This window comes from Corynebacterium nasorum, from assembly GCF_022345765.1.
Taxonomy (GTDB): Bacteria; Actinomycetota; Actinomycetes; order Mycobacteriales; family Mycobacteriaceae; genus Corynebacterium; species Corynebacterium kefirresidentii.
Genome location: NZ_JAKRDR010000011.1, coordinates 1 through 21655 on the forward strand (window position 1 = coordinate 1; position 21655 = coordinate 21655).

Consider the following 21655-nt stretch of genomic DNA (forward strand, 5'->3'; position numbering starts at 1 on the left):
ATGTCGCGTGGGTGCAAAATGAGCTCAACGAAACACCCCGACAAATCCTCGGCGGCGCAACCCCACGTGAAATACTTAACGAACTATTCAAGCGTGGCGCATCCACCGCTTGATTCCGCCCCCTTTAAGGTCGTAGAAATCGAGCGCCGCGATCCGCGCGAGGATGACGTGGTCATTGATATCAAAGCTGCGGGCATTTGCCACTCCGATATCCACACCATTCAAAACGAGTGGGGCGAAGCCCACTTCCCACTGACGGTGGGCCATGAGATCGCCGGTGTTGTAGAAGCCGTGGGCGATAAGGTCACTAAATTCAAGGTCGGCGACCGCGTTGGCGTGGGATGCTTAGTAAATTCCTGTGGCGAGTGCGAGCAATGCCGCAATGGACAGGAGCAGAACTGCCTTAACGGCAATGTAGGAACCTATAACTCCGAGGACGTGGACGGCACCATTACCCAAGGTGGCTACGCTCAGAAGGTAGTCGTCAACGAAGGATTTGTATGCACCATCCCAGAGGGCATCGATTTTGACGAAGCGGCCCCGCTGCTGTGCGCGGGAATTACCACCTATTCGCCGCTGGCACGCTGGCAGGTCAAGGAAGGTGACAAGGTCGCTGTAGTGGGCTTAGGCGGATTGGGCCACATGGGTGTCCAAATCGCGGCGGCAAAGGGTGCGGAAGTGACCGTGATTTCCCGCTCCTTGCGCAAGGAGAAGGAGGCCTACGAGCTTGGTGCGAAGCACATTTTGGCCACCGGTGAAGACGAGGACTTCTTTGCCAACCACCGCGGCGAATTCGATGTCATCCTGTCCACCATTTCTGCCCAGTACTCTCTCGATGATTACCTGCAGCTGCTCAAGCCGCGCGGCATCATGTCCGTGGTAGGGCTGCCACCAGAGGAGCTGGGAATCCATATGGGCAGCCTCGTCGGCGGCGGTAAGGTGCTGACGGGCAATAATATCGGCGGTATCGCTGAGACCCAGGAGATGCTGGACTTTTGTGCCGAGTACGGCATTGGTGCCGTCATTGAGAAGATCGGCGTCAACGATGTCGATGCTGCCTATGAGCGCGTGGTAGCCGGGGACGTGAAATTCCGCTTTGTGATTGATACCGCGACCTTCGAAGACTAAGGCGTTTGGTTGATTTCGCTGAATCCCCATATGTGATTTAGCACAACATCGGTATGCATCAGTAGGTGTTTGGCGGGTCACTTACGTACCATTCCTTAAGGAACGCATATCGGTGTTGCGTAGCCCACGTGCTGGGGAGCGGGGGACAAAGGGGCCGCGCGCACCAGTATGCGAGAGATATTCGCTACAAAAGTTAGGCAACTGTGTCTTCTAAAAACATTATCGCCATTGCAATGTCCTTCGTGGGCTTGTTGGTCGGCGCAGGCTTTGCCACGGGACAAGAGGTGGTGCAGTACTTCACTGCCTTTGGCACCTGGGGCATTCCTGGCATCATTATCGCCGCACTCGTCATGACCCTCGCGGGTACAGTGTTCTTGCAGCTGGGAAGCTATTTCCACGCCTCGGAACACAATACTGTTTTCCGCAATGTCACCCACCCGATCGTCTCCAAATTGCTGGATGTGGCGGTCATCATCACCCTCTTTGCCATTGGTTTTGTGATGCTGGCCGGTGCCGGCTCCAACATGGAACAGCAATTTGGCTGGAAGACGTGGATTGGTTCCACGCTCATGCTGGTCTTGGTCTTGCTCGTCGGCATGCTCGACGTGGATAAGGTTTCCAAGGTTATCGGTACGGTCACACCGTCCATCATCATTGCGGTCATTGGCGTAGCCATCTACACCGGACTCAATATGCCGGATGACATTGGGGCGGCCCTAGACGCTTCGAGTCAGATCGATACTCCGATTGGCAACTGGCTGATTTCCGCACTGAACTACAACGGCCTTGCTCTGATGCTAGCCGTATCTATGTCCCTGGTTATCGGCGGCGATAATATTAGCCCGCGCGAGGCCGGCTGGGGCGGCGTCGTGGGCGGCATTATCTACTCCGTCATGATGGGTCTTGCCGGTTTCTCTTTGCTGATGAACTCGGATAAGGCACAAGGCTCCGATATTCCGATGTTGTCTCTGGTCGATGACGTCAATCCCACATTGGGCGCTGTCATGGCGGTCATCATTTACTTGATGATCTTCAATACCGCCATCGGCATGTTCTACGCGCTGGGTAAGCGCCTGTCTGCCGGCCATGAGAAGCGCTACCCGGTCATCTTCGTCATCGGCTGCTTGGCTGGTTTCGCTGTTTCCTTTGCCGGCTTTAAGACCTTGATGAACTACATCTATCCAATCATTGGCTACATGGGAATCCTCATGGTCGCCATCTTGGTTTTTGCGTGGTTCCGTAGCCAGTCCCAGATCCAGGACGAGGCAGTGCGTCGCGAGCGCGTACGAGCCCTCATGCACCTGAAGCTGCACCCAGACAAGGATTACGACGCCGAGCGTTACGACGATGAAATTGGCCAGCACATCGAGGACTCCAATATGGACAACGAGGCCCTCTACGATGAGCTGGTGGAGGAAGTCACCGAAGAGCTCGACGGCGACGATGACGTGGACTTTGACAAGGAAAAGTACGAAGAAAAGCGCCACGATTACTCCTACTACACCGAGCGCGATGCGGTAGAAACCGACCGCACCCCGGAGGAAATTGAAAAGTGGGTCGAAGAAACCGGGGCATCCGGCGACCCCGAGGAAGATGAGGAGCTTCCGCAGACTGACAAACCGAAGAATTAAGCGGACAATGGGTGCCATGAGTATCTATGCACCCGCATCTGACCGTTATGATTCGATGGAGTACCGCCGAGTAGGCAACTCTGGGCTGAAGCTGCCGGCCATTTCCCTTGGCCTATGGCAGAACTTCGGTGACGATCGTCCCCTGGCCACGCAGCGCGAGATTCTACGTGCAGCGTATGACCGGGGGATTACTCATTTCGATTTGGCCAATAACTATGGCCCAGAACCTGGCGCCGCCGAAGACAACTTCGGCCGCATCTTCGCCCGCGATTTCCGTCCCTTCCGTGATGAAATGATCATCTCTTCCAAGGCCGGCTGGGTGATGAATGATTCCCCCTACGGCTTTGGTGGCTCCCGCAAGTACCTGGTGAGCTCCTTGGACGCGTCCCTCAAGCGAATGGGCTTGGACTACGTGGACATTTTTTATCACCACCGCCCGGATCCAGATACCCCGCTGGAAGAAACCCTTTATGCACTGCGCGATATCGTAGCTTCCGGCAAGGCCCTCTACGTGGGCATTTCTTCCTACGGTCCGGAGCTTACCGCGGAGGCCGTGGAATTCATGGAAGACGAAGGCTGCCCATTGCTGATTCATCAGCCAAGCTATTCCATTCTCAACCGCTGGATTGAGCGTCCGGGCGAAGATGGCGAGTCGTTGCTTGACGTCACCGGGCGTAGCGGATTGGGAGTCATCGGCTTCGGGCCGCTGGCACAGGGCATGCTGACCGATCGCTATATCGATGGCATTCCCGCAGACTCTCGCGCGGCACAAGATAAGACCTTGGAAAAGGGCTGGCTCAACGAGGAGAACCTGTCCATGATTCGCGACCTCAACGATATTGCGCGTAAGCGTGGACAGTCTCTAGCTCAGATGGCTATTTCGTGGGTACTGCGCGACCAAGGCGATCGCACGCTAACCTCGGCGCTGTTGGGCGCTTCTTCGGTGGAGCAGCTCGAGCATAACCTAGGGGCACTGGACAACCTCGACTTCAGTGCAGAGGAGCTGGGCGCGATTGACGACGTCGCCCACGACGCCGGAATCAACCGGTGGGCCGGTGCGACCGCGTCGCGCGTTCGCGGCAATTAGGCGGCCCTTTGAACCCGGCCCCTAGAGCAGGAGCAACTTGAGCGTTAGGCCAATCATGATGACGCCGATACCGAAGTTGATCCAACGCCATACCGTGGGTCGGGACAACACATGGGAAAAACGTGCAGCGCCAAAGCCGATGAAGGGGAACCAAGTGAAGCTGGCGCAGATAGCACCCACGGCGAAAAGCCAGCGCCCTGATTCGCCGTATTGGTTGGCGATGCTGCCGAGCATGACCACCACGTCTACGTAGGCGCCTGGGTTCAGCCACGTTAAGGCCAGGGCGGTCAATAGTGGCTTAACCCAGGAGGGGGAGCGCTTTATCTCCACCCGAGTTTTAGTCTTCGTCGTGCTGCGTGACGTGGAACCATCGAAGGTGGCTACTTCCTGCGGGACCTTAGGCTGTGTGGATTCGACCTCAATGGCCTCGCCCTTCGTCTTTAACGCATCGCGGAAGCAGGTAAAAGTAAAATAGGCCAGGTAAGCCGCGCCAACGTATTTCAGGACTTGCAGGGCGTTGGGAAACTTTTCGACCAGGTAGCCCACGCCGGCTGTGCCGGAGGTAATCAGGATGACGTCGGAAAGCGCGCAGACGGCAATGATTAAACCGATGTGATCACGGCGGATGCCGAATTTAAGCAGCATGGCATTTTGCGGGCCGACGGCCACGATGAGCGATAATCCCAGAAAGAAACCAGCAAGCACGATGGACATGCCTTCTAGTGTGATTTCTTAGGCTGGATTAGTCCAGTTAATGCTTCTTCAGTTGGTTTAGAATGGCTTCATGAATCCGGTGCACCTAGAAACCTTGCTTGCGATCGTGGACGAAGGCAGCTTCGATGTTGCCGCAGCCGTGCTCGGTATATCGCCGTCTGCGGTGAGTCAGCGTATCAAGGCCTTGGAATCGAGCACCGGACGAGTACTCCTTCGCCGTGCCACCCCGGTAACCGCCACGGAAGCGGGCGAGATCCTTGTTCAGTCCGCGCGCCGCATGGCGTTAGTGCAGGCAGAAACGGATGCCCGCCTCGGCCATCGCCTAGCTCGGGTCCCGCTGTCTGTCGCAGTAAATTCGGATTCTTTGGCGACGTGGTTTAGGAGGGTTCTAAGCGATACCGCGCGGCGGGGTGACGTCGCCTTGCGCATCCGGATTGAGGATGAAGCACGCACCTTAGCCATGTTGCGGCGTGGCGATGTGCTGGGCGCAGTAACGAGGGAGGCCACACCAGTTTCGGGTTGCGAGTCTAGCTTTTTGGGCACTATGCGCTACTTTCCAGTCGCGGCGCCACATATTGCAGAAAGCTTCCATAGCGGTCGGCTGACCTGGGAAACCATGCCTTTGGTGGGATATGGTCCCAACGATCAGGTATTGGATGATGCCATGCGCGAGCGCTTCATTGATTCGGCCGTGGTGCGTGCCCGGGTGTCGCAGATTCCCTCTTCCGAGGGCTACCTCGAGGCGGTTCGGGTCGGCCTAGGGTGGGGATTGCTGCCCCAAGCCCAGGCACTGCCGCTTTTGGAGGCGAAAGAGCTGGTGCTTCTCGACGGCTCCCCGCTCGATATCGACCTCTATTGGCAGCGTTGGCGTTTGGAATCGGAGGTTTTGGGTGAGCTCACGCGTTCGGTGATTGAGGCCGCAAGCGGCTTGGAAGCACTCTAGCCAGTTTGCTGCAACGGCGCGCCGTGGCGGGTACCACAAAAGCGCAGGCCCGTGCCTTAAATTGGAGCTATGAGCGATAAACAGCCGGATAAAGCCACACCGTTAGATGAAGACATGGGCGTGCCTACCTACAACGCCAAGCCCGCGAGCAAAGATTCCGTTTCCAGCGAGAAGAACTCGAAGCCTGGCCTCTTCGAGCGCGCCGGCCGCGCTGAGCCGCAGGAGATCAAGCCTTTCCAGGCGCGGCAAGACCACCCTGAAACTGAGGTAATGTCCTACTCCAGCGCGAATGAAGCCGCGCGTCAGCAAAGCGGCGCCAGCGAGGAAACTGTAGCGTTTGCGCAACCGGAGTCGGCCACGCCGGTTAGTGCCGAGGAGGAATCGGCACTTGCTACTGCCGACGCCCCTGAAGAAGGTGCCGCCAGCGCAGAAACCGCAGAGGAGCGCGAGGCCCGCTTGCAGGCGGAACAGGAAGAAAAAGAAGGCTACCACCGCTATGGGCGCCGCGGCACTATCGACTTTGGTCTGCTATTCATTCGCATCGCACTGAGCGCCTACCTAATCATTGCCGGTGCAAAAACCTTCTTCGAGCTCGGCGATAGCCAGGGCTTGTCCGGTCTAGAGGGTGATTTTGCCAACTATGCTTGGGATACCGCGCTGTCGATTGCGGTTCCGACCATGCAGCTTATCGCTGGTGTATTCCTGTTGCTGGGACTCATTACGCCTCTGGCTGCCATGCTGGGCTTGGTGGTGACCGGCTTTAGCGCTGTCCACGAGCTAGCGCAGACCGATGCCGGTTTGGACGTCTTTAGCTGGCCAGATTCCGTCTGGCTTTCTTTGGTCCTCTTCGTTATTGCTGTGGGCCTGCAGTTTACTGGCCCGGGCTTTATTTCCGTAGACTTCAAGCGCTCCTGGGCACGCCGCCCGCTGGGCACCTCCTGGGTCTTTGTGCTTATCGGCGTAGCGATTCTCGTAGCACTGTGGTTCTTCGGTGCGGGAGTTAATCCGCTGAAATAATCGCCAAAAAATAATCCGTCGCGCACGCGGCGGATTTTCTTTTACCCCTTGCTTTCCAGGAGGGAAAGTATGATACTTTCTAAAGTGGAAAACAACGCAGGGTCGAGGGTGAAAGGAAGCGACGAATATGGATGACAGTGTGCACGAGGCACTGGCGTTCAACAGGGAAATACAAAGGAAGCCTAGGGGGTGGCGAAAAACCGCGCTCAATGCTCTGGCAGCAGTGGTGCTTGCAGGGGGCTATTTCATCATTAGCCAGTGGGGAAAGGATATTTCTCCGTGGGTGTTTGTCGGCTTCTTCGTTGCCTGGATGGCAGTTCTTTTTTGGATTGGTACCCATCAGAGCGATGTGCGCCCGAGCTATAGGCAAGATCCTTTCAACCAGCCGAAGCCAGATAAAATGTTCTACACCAGTTCTATAGCGTTTTTTGCTCCGGTATTTTTCCCGAACTTTCTCGAAGGGCACTTGGTAATTGCGGCCATCGTTTTTACGCTGTGGGGTTGTGCTGTATTTTGGGTCCTCAACTCAGGGGCGATGGATATGTCCACGCGTGACCATGGAAACGACAAGCAGGCGAGCGGTGATGAGTGAGCTTGATCCAGTAATTCACCCGCTCAATCGGTTTAAGATTTGTGCGGTACTTAATGCTGCCGGGGCAGTGGAAGGCGCCATTAATAAGGAGATGCGCTTCGCGGCGATCCGGGACAAGGTGAATCAATCCGATGCCACGCTTTCTAAGCAATTAAGCGCCTTGGAAAAAGAGGGTTATATCAGCCGCTTTCGCGAGTATGGATCCTCGCGTGGCAAGGACACGGTGTGGGTGATGCTCACGGCCAAAGGTAAGACGGCATTCGATTCGCACCTTTCGGCGCTTAAGACGCTAGCGGGGCAGGAGTAGCGGTGCGCGCAGTTTGGTTGCGCCGGGCGGCGTATAGCGCGGCCGTATAAAGCGCGACGGACAGTATGGTTAGCCAGACGAAGTCATCTACCCAAAACTTTTGGTAGCGCTCCATGGCGTGGACATCGACCTGGTCGCCCCACCACCACTTGGGCGGGACGGTCAGAAGCATGGCTGCCCAGGCGATGAGAACGGTAAGCAGGCTGCCCGCGGCCCATCCAGATGGCAGCCAGGTCCAGGCGCGGTAAAGAAAGACTGGGATGATGAGCGTGAGCCAGACCCAGTGGTGTGACCAGGAAACGGGGGAGATGAGCAGGAGGGTGAGGGCGGTGACCAATTGGGCGTCGACAAGCAAATGCTCTTCGCACAGGCGCTTAATAAGCCACGCCGCGAATGCAATGACCACGAGGGAGGAGGTGATCCACGCAATGTTGATAGCCAGACCATTGGCATCCATGGCCTCGGAAGAAGAATACATGCGCTGAATGGCGCCCTTGATAGAGCTATTGGACTGGTAATCAGTGCCTACGCCGAAGTCGCCGCCAGAGCCCATATCGAGCAATTTGGAACTGAAGAACTCCACGAACGCGTCCCAGCGGAAGGCTGCGGCAAGGAGGGTGGCCGCAACAGCGGAAAGGAGCGCTGTGGCAATCTGCTTCCACTCCTTGCGCACGAGGAAATAAAGCAGCATGGCCAGCGGGGTTATTTTGATGGCGGCCGCCAGACCGATCAGGATTCCTTGCGGTAGGAAGCGCCGGCGCGGAACGAGGTCGAGGACAACGAGCGTCATGACCACGATGTTGATCTGGGCAAAGCCGTTATTGAGGTCAACCGGCTCAAAGCGCAATACAATTGCCCAAGTAATGGCGGTGACGGGCAGGAGGAACTCTGGCTTTTTCAGCACTGCCTTGAATACAAGGTAGAGGCATAGGAGCACGAGAAGATCAGAGAGGACGACCACGATGTCGCCTGCCATATCGTGGTCAATACCGTCGAAGGCCGTCAAGGGGACCATGACCAACGCGCCAAAGGGTGGATAAATAAAGGGCAATTGAATATCGCCGGCCAGCATGGGTTCGCTGTAGACAGAGCGGTGTTCAAGGAAGGCCTTGACGCCTTCGCGGTAGACCACCATATCGATGGGGAAGTCCGTAATGTGGATATCTTGGACGATCTTCCGAGCGCCAAGAATGAGCCCCAGTAAGGTCAGGGCATAGCGGAATAACGGGGTACGCGCGAATCTCATCGCAGGATATTTTATGCGATTTGCAGGCAAAAGGCGCGCACCCCACCGAAGCACAGCAATTTAGCAGCTATCTCCTGCTAATTCACATAACCGTCAACCACGCGAACCGCGCCGCGGTCAGCTGAGGTTGCCATTGCCGCATATGCACGCAGTGCCTTAGTGATCGGGCGGTTGCGGCTTACTGGGGTCCAAGGGGATTCGCGCTGTTCTTGGGCGGCGCGGCGGCGCTTCAGTACTTCCTCATCCACGTCTAGGGTGAGCTCGCGCTCGTGGATATTAATAGAGATGGTGTCGCCGTTTTCGATGAGCCCGATAAGTCCTTGGTGAGCAGCCTCGGGGGAGATGTGGCCAATGGATAGGCCGGAAGTACCGCCGGAGAAGCGGCCGTCGGTAATCAAGGCACATGCCTTGCCCAAACCGGCGCCCTTGAGGAAGGAAGTCGGGTGGAGCATCTCTTGCATGCCAGGGCCACCGGCCGGGCCTTCATAGCGGATGACCACGACATCGCCCGGCTGAACCTCCTTATTGAGGATGATAGATACCGCTTCCTCCTGGGACTCTACGATTCGTGCAGGGCCGGAGAAGGTCCACAGCTCCTCTTCGACGCCCGCTGCCTTGACGATGGCCCCGTCGGGAGCGAGGTTGCCGCGCAGGACAACGAGGCCACCGTCGGAAGAAAAGGCATGCTCGGCGTCGTGGATGCAGCCATTGGCGGCGTCGGTATCGAGCTCGTCCCAGCGGTTGGATTGGGAGAAGGGCTCCGTGGTGCGCACGCCGCCGGGGGCGGCGTAGTAGAGTTCGCGGGCCTCCTCGGTGGCGTGAGGGTTGCGGATATCCCAGTCATCGAGCCACTGTTCGGCGTTGTCATATAGCGCTGTATGTACCTTGAGGTTGAGGTGCCCGGCGCGGCGAAGCTCGCCCAAGATGGCGGGAATGCCGCCGGCGCGGTGAACATCTTCAATGTGGTAGGTCCCGTTGGGCGCTACCTTGGACAGGCAGGGTACGCGGTAGGAGATGTCGTTGATGTCATCCAGGGTGAAGTCCACCTCGCCTTCCTGCGCGGCCGCCAAGGTGTGCAGGATGGTATTGGTGGAGCCGCCCATGGCCATGTCTAGGGCCATGGCGTTAGTGAAAGCTTCCTTGGTAGCGATGTTGCGCGGAAGCACCGATTCGTCTTCTTCGCCGTAATAGCGACGGCACATATCGACGATGGTGGTGCCGGCCTTTTCGAATAGGCCGCGGCGGGCCGTGTGGGTGGCCAAGGTAGTACCGTTGCCGGGCAGCGCTAGGCCAAGGGCCTCGGTCAGGCAGTTCATAGAGTTGGCGGTAAACATGCCGGAGCAGGAACCACAGGTGGGGCAGGCAGATGCTTCGACCTGGGTCAGTCCTTCATCCGAGACCTCATCATTGGCGGAGGCCGTAATCGCCGTAATGAGGTCGGTTGGGGCGTGGGCTACGCCGTCTACAACGACCGCCTTTCCTGCCTCCATTGGCCCACCGGAGACAAAGATGGTGGGGATATTCAAGCGCAGGGCAGCATTGAGCATGCCGGGGGTGATTTTATCGCAGTTGGAGATGCATACCAGGGCGTCGGCAGTGTGGGCATTGGCCATGTACTCGATGGAATCGGAGATGATTTCGCGGGAGGGAAGCGAGTACAGCATGCCGCTATGGCCCATGGCAATGCCATCATCGACTGCGATGGTGTTGAATTCCTTGGGCACTCCGCCGGCCTCACGTACGACATCGGCGACAATATCGCCGACGTTTTTAAGGTGCACGTGGCCGGGGACGAATTGGGTATAGGAGTTGGCGATGGCCACGATCGGTTTACCAAAGTCATTTTCCTTGGTGCCGGTTGCGCGCCACAGGGCCCGGGCGCCAGAGGCCTGGCGGCCGACGGTAGTTACTTTTGAGCGCAGCGGGAACATGGTTTAAAGTCACCATTCCTTCAAGGGATGTGGGGGAGAGCGTCGGTGGCGTATTTAGTTTTCGGCCGAGGGCTTGAGCTCGGGGTGGCGCTCAAGGTAGTCCGCATACTCTTCTTTGCTGAGGAGGACTTGCTGGCCGTCGCGGTGGACGATAACCACCTTTTCATCTGCCGCTTCACGGCCCTGGGTAAGGGCGTCCGGGATGCGGCCGCGGGAGGCCTCCGAAAGGCGTGGGAGCGAGTTAAAGGTGATACCAGGCAGGTTGTGCTCCACGCCGCTTCTCGTACGAGCAAAGGTGCGGGAGCGTTGGAACCCGATACCGGCAAAATCGTCCCAAGGGATCTGTACCTTTTTCCGGAAAGCATAGGAAATGTCGATCCCGGATTCTGAGACCTTGGTGCGGGATTTTATGACCCACCACAATCCGAGGATGGGGATGATGAACAGCCATGCGAGGTATTTGGGGGCCCACCCAATGCTCAATAGCGCAATGGTGGACAGGATAAGGATGCCCAAGATGTGGTCACGGGATGGCTTGAAAACCTCTGCCTGGGTGGTGGACTGATGAGGTTTATTGTCCTTAGGTGGTGGAGTCATAGTGTGCAAGCCTAATTCACAGGGGTGGGTGAGGGCTAACCTATTTTCAGGTATGTCTCACCATGTGGGAAGCCGATCCCAAATGGGGGTAACTGTCATAACCGTAATACCTATCGGTGTATAGTCATGCTCATGATCATTATTCGACTTCAGGTAGTACCAATGCGGCGGTGACCGCGGCGCTCATGACGTCGACGCTTTTCGCCCCCGCAGACACACCAGCCCGCGGGGGCTTTGTTCATATCTAAAGGCGTTAACGATGATGATCACGACCAGTATTAGAGCAATCCAAGGAGCACATTAACCGTGGTTACGACAACTTCGCCCACGCCCGCTTCGGTGGCTGCAGCCTCACGCGCCCACGCTCCGGAGCGGATGAGTGGTGCCCACGCCATTGTCCGCACTCTTGAAGATTTGGGAACCGATCTTGTCTTCGGCATTCCAGGCGGTGCCGTGCTTCCGCTCTACGATGCTTTGCATACCTCGACCAAGCTGCGGCATGTGCTCACCCGTCATGAACAGGGAGCTGGACATGCTGCGGAAGGCTATGCGCAGGCTTCTGGCAAGGTGGGGGTGTGCATTGCCACCTCGGGGCCGGGTGCGACTAACTTGGTGACAGCGCTTGCCGACGCCAACCTGGATTCCGTCCCCATCGTCGCTATCACCGGCCAAGTGGGAAGCAATCTTTTGGGAACCGATGCCTTCCAGGAGGCCGATATCCGTGGTGTGACAATGCCGATTACCAAGCATAACTACATCGTGACGGAGCCTAGGCAGATTCCCGCTGCTATTGCTGCAGCATTCCATTTGGCTTCTACAGGGCGCCCAGGACCGGTCCTAGTGGATATTCCGAAAGACGTTCAAAATGGCCACTTGGACTACTCTTTCCCAACCGAATTCGATTTGCCTGGATATAAGCCAACGACCAAGCCACACCACCGTCAAATCGCGCAAGCGGTTGAACTCATCGCGCAAGCAGAAAAGCCGGTTATTTATGCCGGAGGTGGTGTCATCAAGGCAGAGGCGGCACGGGAGCTGCGTGCATTTGCGGAATGTACCGGAATTCCAGTCGTGACCACACTCATGGCCTTGGGGTCCTTTCCAGAGTCTCATCCGCTGCATATGGGCATGCCGGGCATGCACGGCACCGTTCCGGCGGTCGCGGCGATGCAACGTGCGGATCTGCTCATTGCCATCGGCGCGCGCTTCGATGATCGAGTAACTGGGGATACCTCAACCTTTGCCCCTGAGGCCCAGGTGATTCATGCGGATATCGATCCTGCTGAAATCGGCAAAATCCGTGAGGTGGACGTGCCTATCGTGGGTGATGCGCAAAAAGTACTAGCGGGACTTTTAAAGGAATACCGTAAAGACTTCTCTCTGGATCTGCCGCAGACAGGTCCATGGCGGGACTACCTTGACGGACTCAAAGAGCGGTTTCCCCGTGGTTATGATCCCACTCCGGATGGGCAGCTAAATCCTCAATTTGTCTTGGAGAAGCTCAGTGAAACCGTAGGCCCCGAGGCAATTTATTGTGCCGGAGTGGGGCAGCACCAGATGTGGTCGGCACAGTTTATTGACTTTGAACAGCCGCGTTCCTGGATTAACTCCGGCGGAGCTGGAACCATGGGCTACGCGGTACCAGCAGCCCTTGGCGCCAAAGCAGCATGCCCAGATAAAGAGGTATGGGCGATTGACGGTGATGGCTGCTTCCAGATGACCAACCAGGAGCTAACCACCGCAGCTTTGGAGGGCTTTCCATTCAAGGTTGCCGTTATTAATAACGGCAACCTAGGTATGGTCCGCCAGTGGCAAACCCTGTTCTTTAATGAGAACTACTCCCATACCAAGCTGCGAGAGCGCGATGTCTATACCCCGGACTTTGTCCGCTTGGCAGAAGCGCTGGGGTGTGAAGCCATCCGGGTCACCTGCGAGGAAGAAGTGGTGCCAGCGATTGAACGGGCCCGTGCAATCAATGACCGCCCTGTGGTTATTGACTTCATCGTTGGAGAAGATGCCCAGGTGTGGCCGATGATTGGCGGTGGGGCGTCTAACGAAGAGATTCAATACGCCCGCGGTTTGCGCCCGCTATTCGATGAAACTGAATCGGCAGCAGAAAGTCCAGCCGATATCGACGAGACCATCCAGGAGGTATAGGCATGGCACCCACTGACGTTTCCCGGCATACCTTGTCGGTCCTGGTGGAAGACGTAGAGGGAATCCTGTCGCGGGTGACCGGAATGTTTTCGCGGCGCGGTTACAGCATCATTTCCTTAGTTTCCGCCCAAACGGAAAATCCGGGTATCAACCGGCTGACTATCGTGGTTGATGCATCCGAGACAATTATGGAGCAGGTAACTAAGCAGCTCAATAAAATTGTTCCGGTCATCAAGATAGTTGAGCTTGAGGCTGACGCAACCGTGGCGCGAGCTCTGATGATGGTCAAGGTGGCTGCAAATAATACCAACCGGCCCCAGGTTGTCGATGCCGTCAATATCTTCCGCGCTCGCGTGGTAGATGTGGCGCAAGAATCCGTGGTAGTAGAAGCGACTGGTACCCCGGGAAAGCTGGCGGCGCTACTGGATGTATTAGAACCTTTTGGTGTACTCGAGCTGGTGCAGTCGGGCGACGTGGCCTTAGGGCGTGGGCCCAAAGCATTGGCTCCGCCCCGAAATTAATGTCTCACTAGGTGGGCATTAAATCCCATACACTGATACAATAGTGGGTGGGACGTTGATTCATTGAACTTTCAATCACTACAGAATTGAGGATTAGGACATGGCAATTGAGACCTTTTATGACGATGATGCGGATCTGTCCATCATTCAAAACCGCAAGGTAGCCGTCATCGGCTACGGTTCCCAAGGTCATGCACACTCGCAAAACCTGCGTGACTCCGGCGTTGAGGTTGTTATCGGCCTGCGCGAGGGTTCCAAGTCGGCGGATAAGGCTGAGGAAGCAGGTTTTGAGGTTAAGACCGTGGCAGAGGCTGCTAAGTGGGCAGACGTCATTATGCTGCTGGCGCCAGATACCTCTCAGAAGCAGATCTTTGAAGAGGAAATCGCCCCTAACCTGGAAGATGGCAATGCACTGCTGTTTGGTCACGGTTTGAATATTCACTTCAAGCTGATTGAGCCGCAGGCCAGTGTCACCGTCGGAATGGTTGCTCCTAAGGGGCCTGGTCACTTGGTTCGCCGACAGTTTGTAGATGGCAAGGGAGTTCCGTGCCTCATTGCTACTGAGCAGGATCCGAAGGGTGAAGGCCATGATTTGACCTTGTCCTATGCCGCAGCCATCGGTGGTGCGCGTGCCGGCGTTATCCCGACTACCTTCGAAGCAGAGACGGTTACTGACCTCTTCGGGGAGCAGGCTGTCTTGTGTGGCGGTGTGGAATACCTGATTCGTACCGGCTTTGAGGTTCTGACTGAGGCTGGATACGAGCCAGAAATGGCCTACTTTGAGGTTCTCCATGAGATGAAGCTGATTGTGGACCTGATGTTTGAAGGCGGCGTCGCCAATATGAACTACTCGGTATCTGATACCGCAGAGTTTGGCGGCTACATTTCCGGTCCCCGCGTTATCAATGCCGATACCAAGCAGCGCATGAAAGACATCTTGTCTGATATTCAGGATGGCACCTTCACCAAGCGCCTGCTGGCCAATATTGAGGGCGGCAACAAGGAATTGGAGGACCTGCGCGAGGAATTTGCACAGCACGAGATTGAAAAGACCGGCGCTAAGCTGCGCGATTTGATGAGCTGGGTCAAGAACCCACTGGATGCTACGGCCTAGCACATAAGGCCACGCGAATAGCGCCAAACCCACGGTGAATTAGGGGTGTTCACCGTGGGTTTTTCTGAATTATCGGCAGGAAAGAATTAATCCTTGGGGGTAGGATGTCGGGCATGGGCTTTACGACGCCAAGTTATGATCTCAGAGACCTCTTTGCACGGATTAATCGCGGGGACATCCAGCTACCTGATTTCCAACGCAGCTATGCATGGGACGAAGATCGCATCCGTTCACTCATTGTTTCTGTGCTTCGCGGCTATCCCATCGGGGCGCTTATGGCACTTGATACTCGAAACGAAAAGATGCGCTTTCGCCCCCGCGCCCTCGCCGGCGCGCCGGATACCGGCGTTGACCCCGGCTTGCTCCTTTTAGATGGACAGCAGCGTTTGACCACGCTGTATCACTGCTTCAACGGCGAGGGCTTTGTAGACACAACTGACTTCCGCAAGAAGAAAATTCATCGCCGTTTCTTCATTGATATTCGAGCTGCCGTGCGGGGCGAGATTATGCCGGATGACGCCATCTTTGCAGTCGATCACAAAGGAAAAATTCGATCGCACTTCGCACCGACGATTGAGGGGGACATTCTTTCACGGGAAGACGCCCTAGAGAATATGTGCATTCCTGTTGCTTCACTATTGAGTGAAGATGGCGTTGGCATGCTCTTTGAGCTTGCATCGACCAAACAGGAATACAGCGCGGAGCTAGCAGCGTTTAATAACCGCATCGTTAGACCATTGTCCGGCTATGACCTGCCGATGATTCGGCTTTCCCGAGAAACAGAGCGAGCCGGCATCGGGTCAATTTTCGCGCAGGCAAATTCGGCAGGCCTGCAAATGGACGTATTCGATTTATTCACCGCAGTATTTGCTTCCGAGGATCCCACGTTCCACCTGGCCACTGATTGGCAAGAAGTGGAAAAGGATCTGCGTACGTCCCCAGCTTTGGACGGAATTGGGCGCACAGAATTTCTTTCTGCAGTATCGCTTTTAGTCTCCGGAGAAAAGGGCCGTGCTGGTGGGCAGCGCGAGGACATCTTAAAGCTGTCCCTAACGGAGTATAAGGCGGCGGCCAATGATTTACGCATTACTTTCCGTGAGGTATCTGAGTTTTTGGCGGAACGATGCATCCTTAATACGGATCAGGTTCCGTTTAATGAACAGATTGTTCCTCTAGCCGTCATCATTGCCCGCCTGGCTAAACGCGGGGGAGCGCTGTCCACCCAGCAATCGTGGGACCGCATGAACCAATGGTTCTGGTGCGGCGTCTTCGGCGAGCTTTATGGCTCGTCTGCAGTGCAGCTGCGCGCCGCTCGCGACGTGGATGAGGTCACCGAGTGGGTAGCGGGCGCAACGGATGAGGCCCCGAAGACTGTCACCGATGCCACCTTCCGGGAATCCCGTTTGCTCTCTGTGGATGATAATGACGGTGTATGGCATGGTCTCTATGCCCTCCTTATGGCGCGCGGCGCAAAGGATTGGCGCACAGGAAAGGCGTTTAATAGGCGCACATTTGAAGAGCTCAAGCCGGGCTTTTTCCCGGTGTTCCCGCTGAATTGGTGCAAGCGCCACGGAGTGGACCCCGTTTTGGCGGAGTCCGTGATGAACTACACCCCAATGGGCAAGCGAACTGAGGTAGTACTCGATGGCTTCGCTCCCGATCGCTACCTGCCGCGCGTTCAGTCCAAGTCCATCATGGAAGACAGGCAATTTGATGAGGTACTAGCGTCCCACGATATGAATTTGAATTACCTGCGGGCGTCACAGCCGCGAGAATTCCTAGCAGACCGTCGTCAACGGTTCCTTGACATCGTGGAATATGCTTTAGGTAAACCTGTCATCCGTGATGTGGATGAAGCAAACCTGTTTGGTGGAGAGGAAGGCCCGCAAGCTTTTGATCGCTAAATCTGTGCGCCTGACTGCCACAGTGCTTGTCGCATCGCTCGCATTAGCTGCCTGTGGCACGCCAGTTACTGAAACCAAACTGGTCAGGCGGGGATTGTCTGATTTGGATGAGTCTGAAATTGACCTCAATAAGGCCAAAGCGGAGAACCAAAACCGGCTGATTGACCCGAAATTTGACGGCAGATTCGTCATTGTCAATGACCCCATAGGCATCGAGGCTAGCCGCCTATTTTTTGAAGATTCCGATTCGCTCGTCCTCTTTACCGCGGATGATAAATCTATTCTGCGTGCAGCAACGTTGGCGGTAAACCAGCATTTGCCTGCGGTGCAGTATGACGACGCTAGGCGATTGGAAATCCATAAGCTACTCACGGACCTGGGAGTACGACGCTTGGTGATTGTCGGCGATGTGCCGTGGACACAAACATCTGGGGACTTCGAGGTGATTAAGGATCCAGGTACGCACAAAGCGCTGGGAGAGTTTACGGCATTCCAATACGGCTCCAAGGTGGTAGCTTCCCCTGAGCAAATGGTCAAAGATATTGCGCGATTGGACAAGACTCCCCAAGTGGAGCTGCGGCCCGCATGGGTGCCGTATGAAGGCGAGCCTGAGGCTGATGGGAAAAAGAAAAAACCTGTCCCAGCACAGTCCCGCAGGGATGCCCAGATGGCGCCGAATATCATCGCGACAAAAGATAGTCCCATCGCGAACGTCATTACGGCGGCAGCCTATGGCGGCAAGGTGTTGGTAGTGCCGACTGTTGATCCATTGGAGGATAAGCACAGCATGGCCGCTGTTGCAGGCCTTGAAGATGGTGCCTTAGTAGCCCTTGGACCGGAATTCGGTCGAGTGAAAGAATTTAAGGCAAAAATCAAGCAGGGCGCTCCTTCCTGAACTACACTTCCTTGACACGCGGGAATTCCGCGTGCACCGCATCACACTTAAGCGAAGGAAGATATGTCGAAGCCGGTAGTCCTTATTGCCGATAAATTAGCTCAATCCACAGTTACGGCCTTGGGGGATTCAGTTGAGGTTCGTTGGGTGGACGGTCCAAACCGTGCGGAGTTGCTCGCCGCAGTTCCGGATGCAGAGGCTTTGCTGGTGCGTTCTGCAACTACTGTTGATGCAGAGGTTTTAGAAGCAGCTCCAAAGCTAAAAATTGTGGGCCGCGCAGGAGTAGGCCTAGATAACGTTGATATTCCGGCGGCAACGGAAAAGGGCGTCATGGTGGTAAATGCACCTACGTCTAATATTCACTCGGCGTGCGAACAGGCCATTGCATTGCTCTTGGCGACGGCGCGTCAGGTACCAGCAGCCGACCAGTCGCTGCGCGAGGGGGAATGGAAGCGTTCTTCTTTCAAGGGCGTGGAGGTATATGGAAAGACCATCGGTATTGTTGGTTTTGGACACATTGGTCAGCTCTTCGCACAGCGTCTGAAGTCTTTTGAAACGACCATCATTGCCCACGACCCCTATGCCAACCCGGCTCGTGCGGCGACACTGGGCGTGGAACTGGTCGGATTGGAAGAGCTCATGTCTCGTTCCGATTTTGTGACCATTCACCTTCCGAAGACCCCAGAGACTGCCGGAATGTTTGATAAGGAGCTTTTGGATAAGGCGAAGAAGGGGCAGATTCTCATTAATGCGGCTCGCGGCGGATTGGTGGATGAGGAGGCCTTGGCTGAGTCTATCGAACAGGGCCATCACCGGGGCGCGGGTTTCGATGTCTTTGCTACGGAACCATGTACTGATTCTCCGCTCTTTAAGCTGCCGCAGGTCACCGTTTCCCCACACTTGGGAGCCTCCACTGTAGAGGCCCAGGACCGAGCAGGAACCGATGTGGCGGCTTCGGTGCTCAAGGCTCTCGCTGGTGAGTTTGTCCCGGATGCGGTAAATGTCTCCGGTGGTGCTGTAGGAGAAGAAGTTGCTGGTTGGTTGGATCTCGCGCGCAAGCTAGGACTTACGGCTGGACGTCTGCTGGGGCAGGCACCCGTTGCCGTTGAAGTAGAAGCTTGCGGTGAGCTGTCTACCGAGGATGTAGAAGTTTTAGGTCTTTCTGCTGTCCGGGGTCTGTTTAGTGGCGTGACATCGGAGCCGGTGACATTTGTTAATGCCATGCAGATTGCGCAGAGCCGTGGGGTAGAGGTGGAGGTATCTACCAACGCGGAATCCAAGGGGCACCGCTCCTCCTTGCAGGTGAAAGTTATCGGTGCTGATGGAGAAACTTCCTCGCTGACCGGTGCGCTTATTGGCATCGATGGAACCGAGAAGTTTATTCGTATTAACGGCCGCGGCGTCGATATGCGCGCTACTGGTCGCAATCTTTTCTTCCGCTATGCAGATGCTCCGGGCGCGTTGGGAACGGTGGGTACCAAGCTAGGTGCTGCTGGAATCAATATCGTGGCGGCGGCGCTTACGTATGGCAAGCAGGAATCTGATGCGGTTCTTATTCTGCGTGTGGAAGCCGAGGTTCCGGAGTCTCTCATTGCTGAGGTCAATGCGGCATTAGGTGCGCAGTGTGAACAGCTGGATATGGACGCATAAAGCTGCTGGTGCAGAATCCGTGGAGCATATCCCGCGTAGTGACAGGTAACTTCCTGCGCTGCGCGGGTCCTTTTTGATAGAGTTGGTTAAATCCACTCTATGAGAAAGGAATCCTACATAATGAAACTTGCGGTAATTGGTGGGGATGGTATTGGGCCCGAGGTAACGGCTGAGGCTCTCAAGGTGCTGCATGCCGTTCGCTCCGATATTGACACCACCGAGTATGACCTTGGTGCCCGGCGCTACCTACGCAACGGGGAGCTTCTCACGGATGCGGATTTAGCTAGTCTCCGCGAACACGATGCCATCTTATTGGGGGCTATTGGTGCCCCGGGTAAAGTGCCTCCAGGCGTATTGGAGCGAGGGCTATTGCTCAAGATGCGATTTGCGCTGGATCACTACGTAAACCTCCGTCCTTCCAAGCTGTATCCCACTGCTTCTTCGCCGTTGGCCGATCCTGGAGACATTGATTTTGTGGTGGTGCGCGAGGGCACCGAGGGGCTGTACTGCGGAAACGGTGGTACCTTGCGCGAGGGCACTGAGCATGAGGTGGCTAGTGAGGTATCACAAAACACCCGCTTTGGCGTGGAGCGCGTAGTGCGCGATGCCTTTGCGCGGGCTGAGCAGCGCCGCAAGCACCTGACCTTGGTGCACAAAACCAATGTATTGGTCAATGCGGGTGGGCTGTGGCAGCGCACTGTCGATGACATCGCCGCTGAGTTTCCAGAGGTTCAGGTGGACTACCAACATATCGATGCTGCGACCATTTATATGGTTTCGGATCCGGCGCGATATGACGTAATAGTTACCGATAACCTTTTTGGAGACATTCTTACCGATCTTGCCGGTGCCGTAGTGGGTGGCATTGGCCTTGCTGCCTCCGGAAATATTGATGCTTCAGGAGCGAATCCCTCGATGTTCGAGCCGGTCCATGGTTCTGCACCGGATATCGCTGGGAAGGGGATCGCGGATCCGACGGCTGCTATTTTGTCGGCGGCCATGCTCCTTCGACACGTAGGCGATGAAGCCAATGCGCAAAGGGTAGAGGATGCGGTAGCGCAAGACGTTGCCCAACGCGGCGATGGGCCGGTGAAGACCACTGACGTCGGCGACCGAATTTCGCGCGCCCTAGCTACATAGGAGCAAACCTGCCCTGCACGATGCGCTTGCCGACGCCCCCGGATCCGAACGGTTGCTTTCATCCCCTCTTCCAGGGGCTTGCAATGGCGTTTGCAAGGACACCGCAATTTACTCAAATTAACTAATTAACACCGTAACCTTTGCACACATGTAAAGGGAGCGATTGAGTAGGATTACCGCTATGCGTTTAGGACGAATTGCACACCCAGAAGGAATCTGTTTCGCCATTATCGATGGGCCGAAAGACGCCCCGATGCAAGAGCTAGTAGCAAAAGAAATTGCTGGCACGCCTTTCACTCCGCCGGAGCCAACCGGACGCGAGTGGAAGCTTAACGAGGTTCGCCTCTTGGCACCGACCCTGCCTACCAAGGTTGTGGCGCTGGGCCGCAACTATGCGGACCATGTTGCGGAAGTCTTCAAGAAGTCTGCCGATAGCTTGCCGCCCACCATCTTTATCAAGCCGTCCACCGCGGTCATCGGCCCGGATGCCGCGATCAAGATCCCAGACTATGCCACCAATGTAGAGTTTGAGGGCGAGCTTGCCGTAGTCATTTCCAAACCGTCGAAGAATATCAAGGCCGAGAACTGGCAAGACCACGTACTGGGCTACACCATTTGCAATGATGTTTCCTCCCGTGACCTGCAGTTCAAGGACGGACAATGGGCTCGTGCCAAGGGGATCGACACTTTCTGCCCGCTCGGCCCATGGATTGAGACGGATCTGGACAGCTTGAATCTGGATGACCAGAAGATTAATGCCTACCTGACACACGAGGGCTCTCGTGAGCAAAAGCAGGATTCCAATACGGACCAGATGATTGTGAAGATGGGCGGCATCTTAGAAGAGATTTCCGCCGCCTATACCTTGCTTCCCGGCGATGTCATTACTACTGGTTCACCGGCGGGCACCGCTCCGATGGTCCCGGGGGATACCATCGAAATCGAGATCCCAGGCCTGGGTACCCTACGCAATTCCATCGACCGTGCATAACTCCCACCAGAGCGAGCATCGCCCCTACGTTCCCACTCCCGCGGAAATGGAGGAGCGGTACCGCAGCACTGATCGCGTGTGGTCAGGAAA

At 56.1% G+C, this 21655-nt stretch carries 19 protein-coding genes; 15 read left to right on the forward strand and 4 right to left on the reverse strand.

Going from position 1 to position 21655, the window contains the following annotated elements; genetic code table 11:
• Positions 1 to 93 precede the first annotated feature (93 nt).
• The 3 genes from MHK04_RS08450 to MHK04_RS08460 all read left to right on the forward strand — a co-directional run bounded on the left by MHK04_RS08450 (position 94) and on the right by MHK04_RS08460 (position 3846).
• Positions 94 to 1128 (forward strand): NAD(P)-dependent alcohol dehydrogenase, encoded by a 1035-nt coding sequence (locus tag MHK04_RS08450; protein ID WP_239208416.1) that lies wholly within the window; start codon positions 94 to 96, stop codon positions 1126 to 1128.
• A gap of 203 nt (positions 1129 to 1331) precedes the next feature.
• Positions 1332 to 2759 (forward strand): YkvI family membrane protein, encoded by a 1428-nt coding sequence (locus tag MHK04_RS08455; RefSeq protein WP_239208417.1) that lies wholly within the window; start codon positions 1332 to 1334, stop codon positions 2757 to 2759.
• Between the two features lie 16 nt (positions 2760 to 2775).
• Positions 2776 to 3846 (forward strand): aldo/keto reductase, encoded by a 1071-nt coding sequence (locus MHK04_RS08460; RefSeq protein WP_239208418.1) that lies wholly within the window; start codon positions 2776 to 2778, stop codon positions 3844 to 3846.
• A 21-nt stretch (positions 3847 to 3867) separates the two neighbouring features.
• Here MHK04_RS08460 and MHK04_RS08465 read toward each other — a convergent pair whose 3' ends face one another.
• Entirely contained in the window at positions 3868 to 4560 is a 693-nt protein-coding gene (locus MHK04_RS08465; protein WP_239208419.1) for a LysE/ArgO family amino acid transporter, read from the reverse strand.
• Positions 4561 to 4630: 70 nt separating this feature from the next.
• Between MHK04_RS08465 and MHK04_RS08470 the strand changes: the two genes are divergently transcribed.
• The 4 genes from MHK04_RS08470 (at position 4631) to MHK04_RS08485 (ending at position 7419) form a co-directional block, all read left to right on the forward strand.
• A complete protein-coding gene (locus MHK04_RS08470; RefSeq protein ID WP_239208420.1) occupies positions 4631 to 5503 on the forward strand; it encodes a LysR family transcriptional regulator ArgP in 873 nt (290 codons plus the stop codon).
• A gap of 69 nt (positions 5504 to 5572) precedes the next feature.
• Positions 5573 to 6520 carry a DoxX family membrane protein gene (locus MHK04_RS08475; RefSeq protein WP_239208421.1) on the forward strand — a complete coding sequence of 316 codons (948 nt, stop codon included), beginning with the start codon at positions 5573 to 5575 and terminating at the stop codon, positions 6518 to 6520.
• Positions 6521 to 6647: 127 nt separating this feature from the next.
• Positions 6648 to 7112: a hypothetical protein gene (locus MHK04_RS08480; protein WP_239208422.1), complete on the forward strand. Its 465-nt coding sequence runs from the start codon at positions 6648 to 6650 to the stop codon at positions 7110 to 7112.
• Positions 7105 to 7419, forward strand: a complete 315-nt coding sequence (locus MHK04_RS08485; protein ID WP_239208423.1) for a transcriptional regulator — start codon at positions 7105 to 7107, stop codon at positions 7417 to 7419. The genes MHK04_RS08480 and MHK04_RS08485 overlap by 8 nt, the downstream gene beginning before the upstream one ends.
• Here the strand turns inward: MHK04_RS08485 and MHK04_RS08490 are convergent.
• The 3 genes from MHK04_RS08490 to MHK04_RS08500 all read right to left on the reverse strand — a co-directional run bounded on the left by MHK04_RS08490 (position 7394) and on the right by MHK04_RS08500 (position 11193).
• The gene (locus MHK04_RS08490) at positions 7394 to 8665 is read right to left on the reverse strand and encodes a glycosyltransferase family 87 protein (protein WP_239208424.1); all 1272 of its coding nucleotides are present in this window, start codon (positions 8663 to 8665) and stop codon (positions 7394 to 7396) included. The genes MHK04_RS08485 and MHK04_RS08490 overlap by 26 nt on opposite strands.
• A gap of 77 nt (positions 8666 to 8742) precedes the next feature.
• The gene (ilvD, locus tag MHK04_RS08495; protein ID WP_239208425.1) at positions 8743 to 10596 is read right to left on the reverse strand and encodes a dihydroxy-acid dehydratase; all 1854 of its coding nucleotides are present in this window, start codon (positions 10594 to 10596) and stop codon (positions 8743 to 8745) included.
• Between the two features lie 54 nt (positions 10597 to 10650).
• Positions 10651 to 11193: a PH domain-containing protein gene (locus MHK04_RS08500; protein WP_239208426.1), complete on the reverse strand. Its 543-nt coding sequence runs from the start codon at positions 11191 to 11193 to the stop codon at positions 10651 to 10653.
• Between the two features lie 306 nt (positions 11194 to 11499).
• Between MHK04_RS08500 and MHK04_RS08505 the strand changes: the two genes are divergently transcribed.
• From MHK04_RS08505 to MHK04_RS08540, 8 genes are all read left to right on the forward strand, one after another.
• Positions 11500 to 13350: an acetolactate synthase large subunit gene (locus MHK04_RS08505; RefSeq protein ID WP_239208427.1), complete on the forward strand. Its 1851-nt coding sequence runs from the start codon at positions 11500 to 11502 to the stop codon at positions 13348 to 13350.
• Positions 13351 to 13352: 2 nt separating this feature from the next.
• Positions 13353 to 13871: an acetolactate synthase small subunit gene (gene ilvN, locus MHK04_RS08510; RefSeq protein ID WP_086589129.1), complete on the forward strand. Its 519-nt coding sequence runs from the start codon at positions 13353 to 13355 to the stop codon at positions 13869 to 13871.
• A gap of 100 nt (positions 13872 to 13971) precedes the next feature.
• On the forward strand, positions 13972 to 14985 hold the full coding sequence (gene ilvC / locus MHK04_RS08515; RefSeq protein ID WP_200287638.1) for a ketol-acid reductoisomerase: 1014 nt from the start codon (positions 13972 to 13974) through the stop codon (positions 14983 to 14985).
• 113 nt (positions 14986 to 15098) lie between these two features.
• Positions 15099 to 16889: a GmrSD restriction endonuclease domain-containing protein gene (locus MHK04_RS08520; RefSeq protein WP_239208428.1), complete on the forward strand. Its 1791-nt coding sequence runs from the start codon at positions 15099 to 15101 to the stop codon at positions 16887 to 16889.
• Positions 16890 to 16983: 94 nt separating this feature from the next.
• Positions 16984 to 17784 (forward strand): hypothetical protein, encoded by an 801-nt coding sequence (locus MHK04_RS08525; protein WP_239208429.1) that lies wholly within the window; start codon positions 16984 to 16986, stop codon positions 17782 to 17784.
• Between the two features lie 63 nt (positions 17785 to 17847).
• On the forward strand, positions 17848 to 19434 hold the full coding sequence (gene serA, locus MHK04_RS08530; protein WP_239208430.1) for a phosphoglycerate dehydrogenase: 1587 nt from the start codon (positions 17848 to 17850) through the stop codon (positions 19432 to 19434).
• 120 nt (positions 19435 to 19554) lie between these two features.
• Positions 19555 to 20574: a 3-isopropylmalate dehydrogenase gene (locus MHK04_RS08535; protein ID WP_239208431.1), complete on the forward strand. Its 1020-nt coding sequence runs from the start codon at positions 19555 to 19557 to the stop codon at positions 20572 to 20574.
• 181 nt (positions 20575 to 20755) lie between these two features.
• Positions 20756 to 21565, forward strand: a complete 810-nt coding sequence (locus tag MHK04_RS08540) for a fumarylacetoacetate hydrolase family protein (RefSeq protein WP_049360951.1) — start codon at positions 20756 to 20758, stop codon at positions 21563 to 21565.
• Positions 21566 to 21655 lie beyond the last annotated feature (90 nt).

Bases quoted from the DNA above. Each gene is read 5' to 3' on its own strand.
- MHK04_RS08460 (WP_239208418.1), top strand. From the start codon at position 2,776: ATGAGTATCTATGCACCCGCATCTGACCGTTATGATTCGATGGAGTAC.
- MHK04_RS08465 (WP_239208419.1), bottom strand. From the start codon at position 4,560: ATGTCCATCGTGCTTGCTGGTTTCTTTCTGGGATTATCGCTCATCGTG.
- MHK04_RS08470 (WP_239208420.1), top strand. From the start codon at position 4,631: ATGAATCCGGTGCACCTAGAAACCTTGCTTGCGATCGTGGACGAAGGC.
- MHK04_RS08475 (WP_239208421.1), top strand. From the start codon at position 5,573: ATGAGCGATAAACAGCCGGATAAAGCCACACCGTTAGATGAAGACATG.
- MHK04_RS08480 (WP_239208422.1), top strand. From the start codon at position 6,648: ATGGATGACAGTGTGCACGAGGCACTGGCGTTCAACAGGGAAATACAA.
- MHK04_RS08485 (WP_239208423.1), top strand. From the start codon at position 7,105: ATGAGTGAGCTTGATCCAGTAATTCACCCGCTCAATCGGTTTAAGATT.
- MHK04_RS08490 (WP_239208424.1), bottom strand. From the start codon at position 8,665: ATGAGATTCGCGCGTACCCCGTTATTCCGCTATGCCCTGACCTTACTG.
- ilvD (WP_239208425.1), bottom strand. From the start codon at position 10,596: ATGTTCCCGCTGCGCTCAAAAGTAACTACCGTCGGCCGCCAGGCCTCT.
- MHK04_RS08500 (WP_239208426.1), bottom strand. From the start codon at position 11,193: ATGACTCCACCACCTAAGGACAATAAACCTCATCAGTCCACCACCCAG.
- ilvN (WP_086589129.1), top strand. From the start codon at position 13,353: ATGGCACCCACTGACGTTTCCCGGCATACCTTGTCGGTCCTGGTGGAA.
- ilvC (WP_200287638.1), top strand. From the start codon at position 13,972: ATGGCAATTGAGACCTTTTATGACGATGATGCGGATCTGTCCATCATT.
- MHK04_RS08520 (WP_239208428.1), top strand. From the start codon at position 15,099: ATGGGCTTTACGACGCCAAGTTATGATCTCAGAGACCTCTTTGCACGG.
- serA (WP_239208430.1), top strand. From the start codon at position 17,848: ATGTCGAAGCCGGTAGTCCTTATTGCCGATAAATTAGCTCAATCCACA.
- MHK04_RS08535 (WP_239208431.1), top strand. From the start codon at position 19,555: ATGAAACTTGCGGTAATTGGTGGGGATGGTATTGGGCCCGAGGTAACG.
- MHK04_RS08540 (WP_049360951.1), top strand. From the start codon at position 20,756: ATGCGTTTAGGACGAATTGCACACCCAGAAGGAATCTGTTTCGCCATT.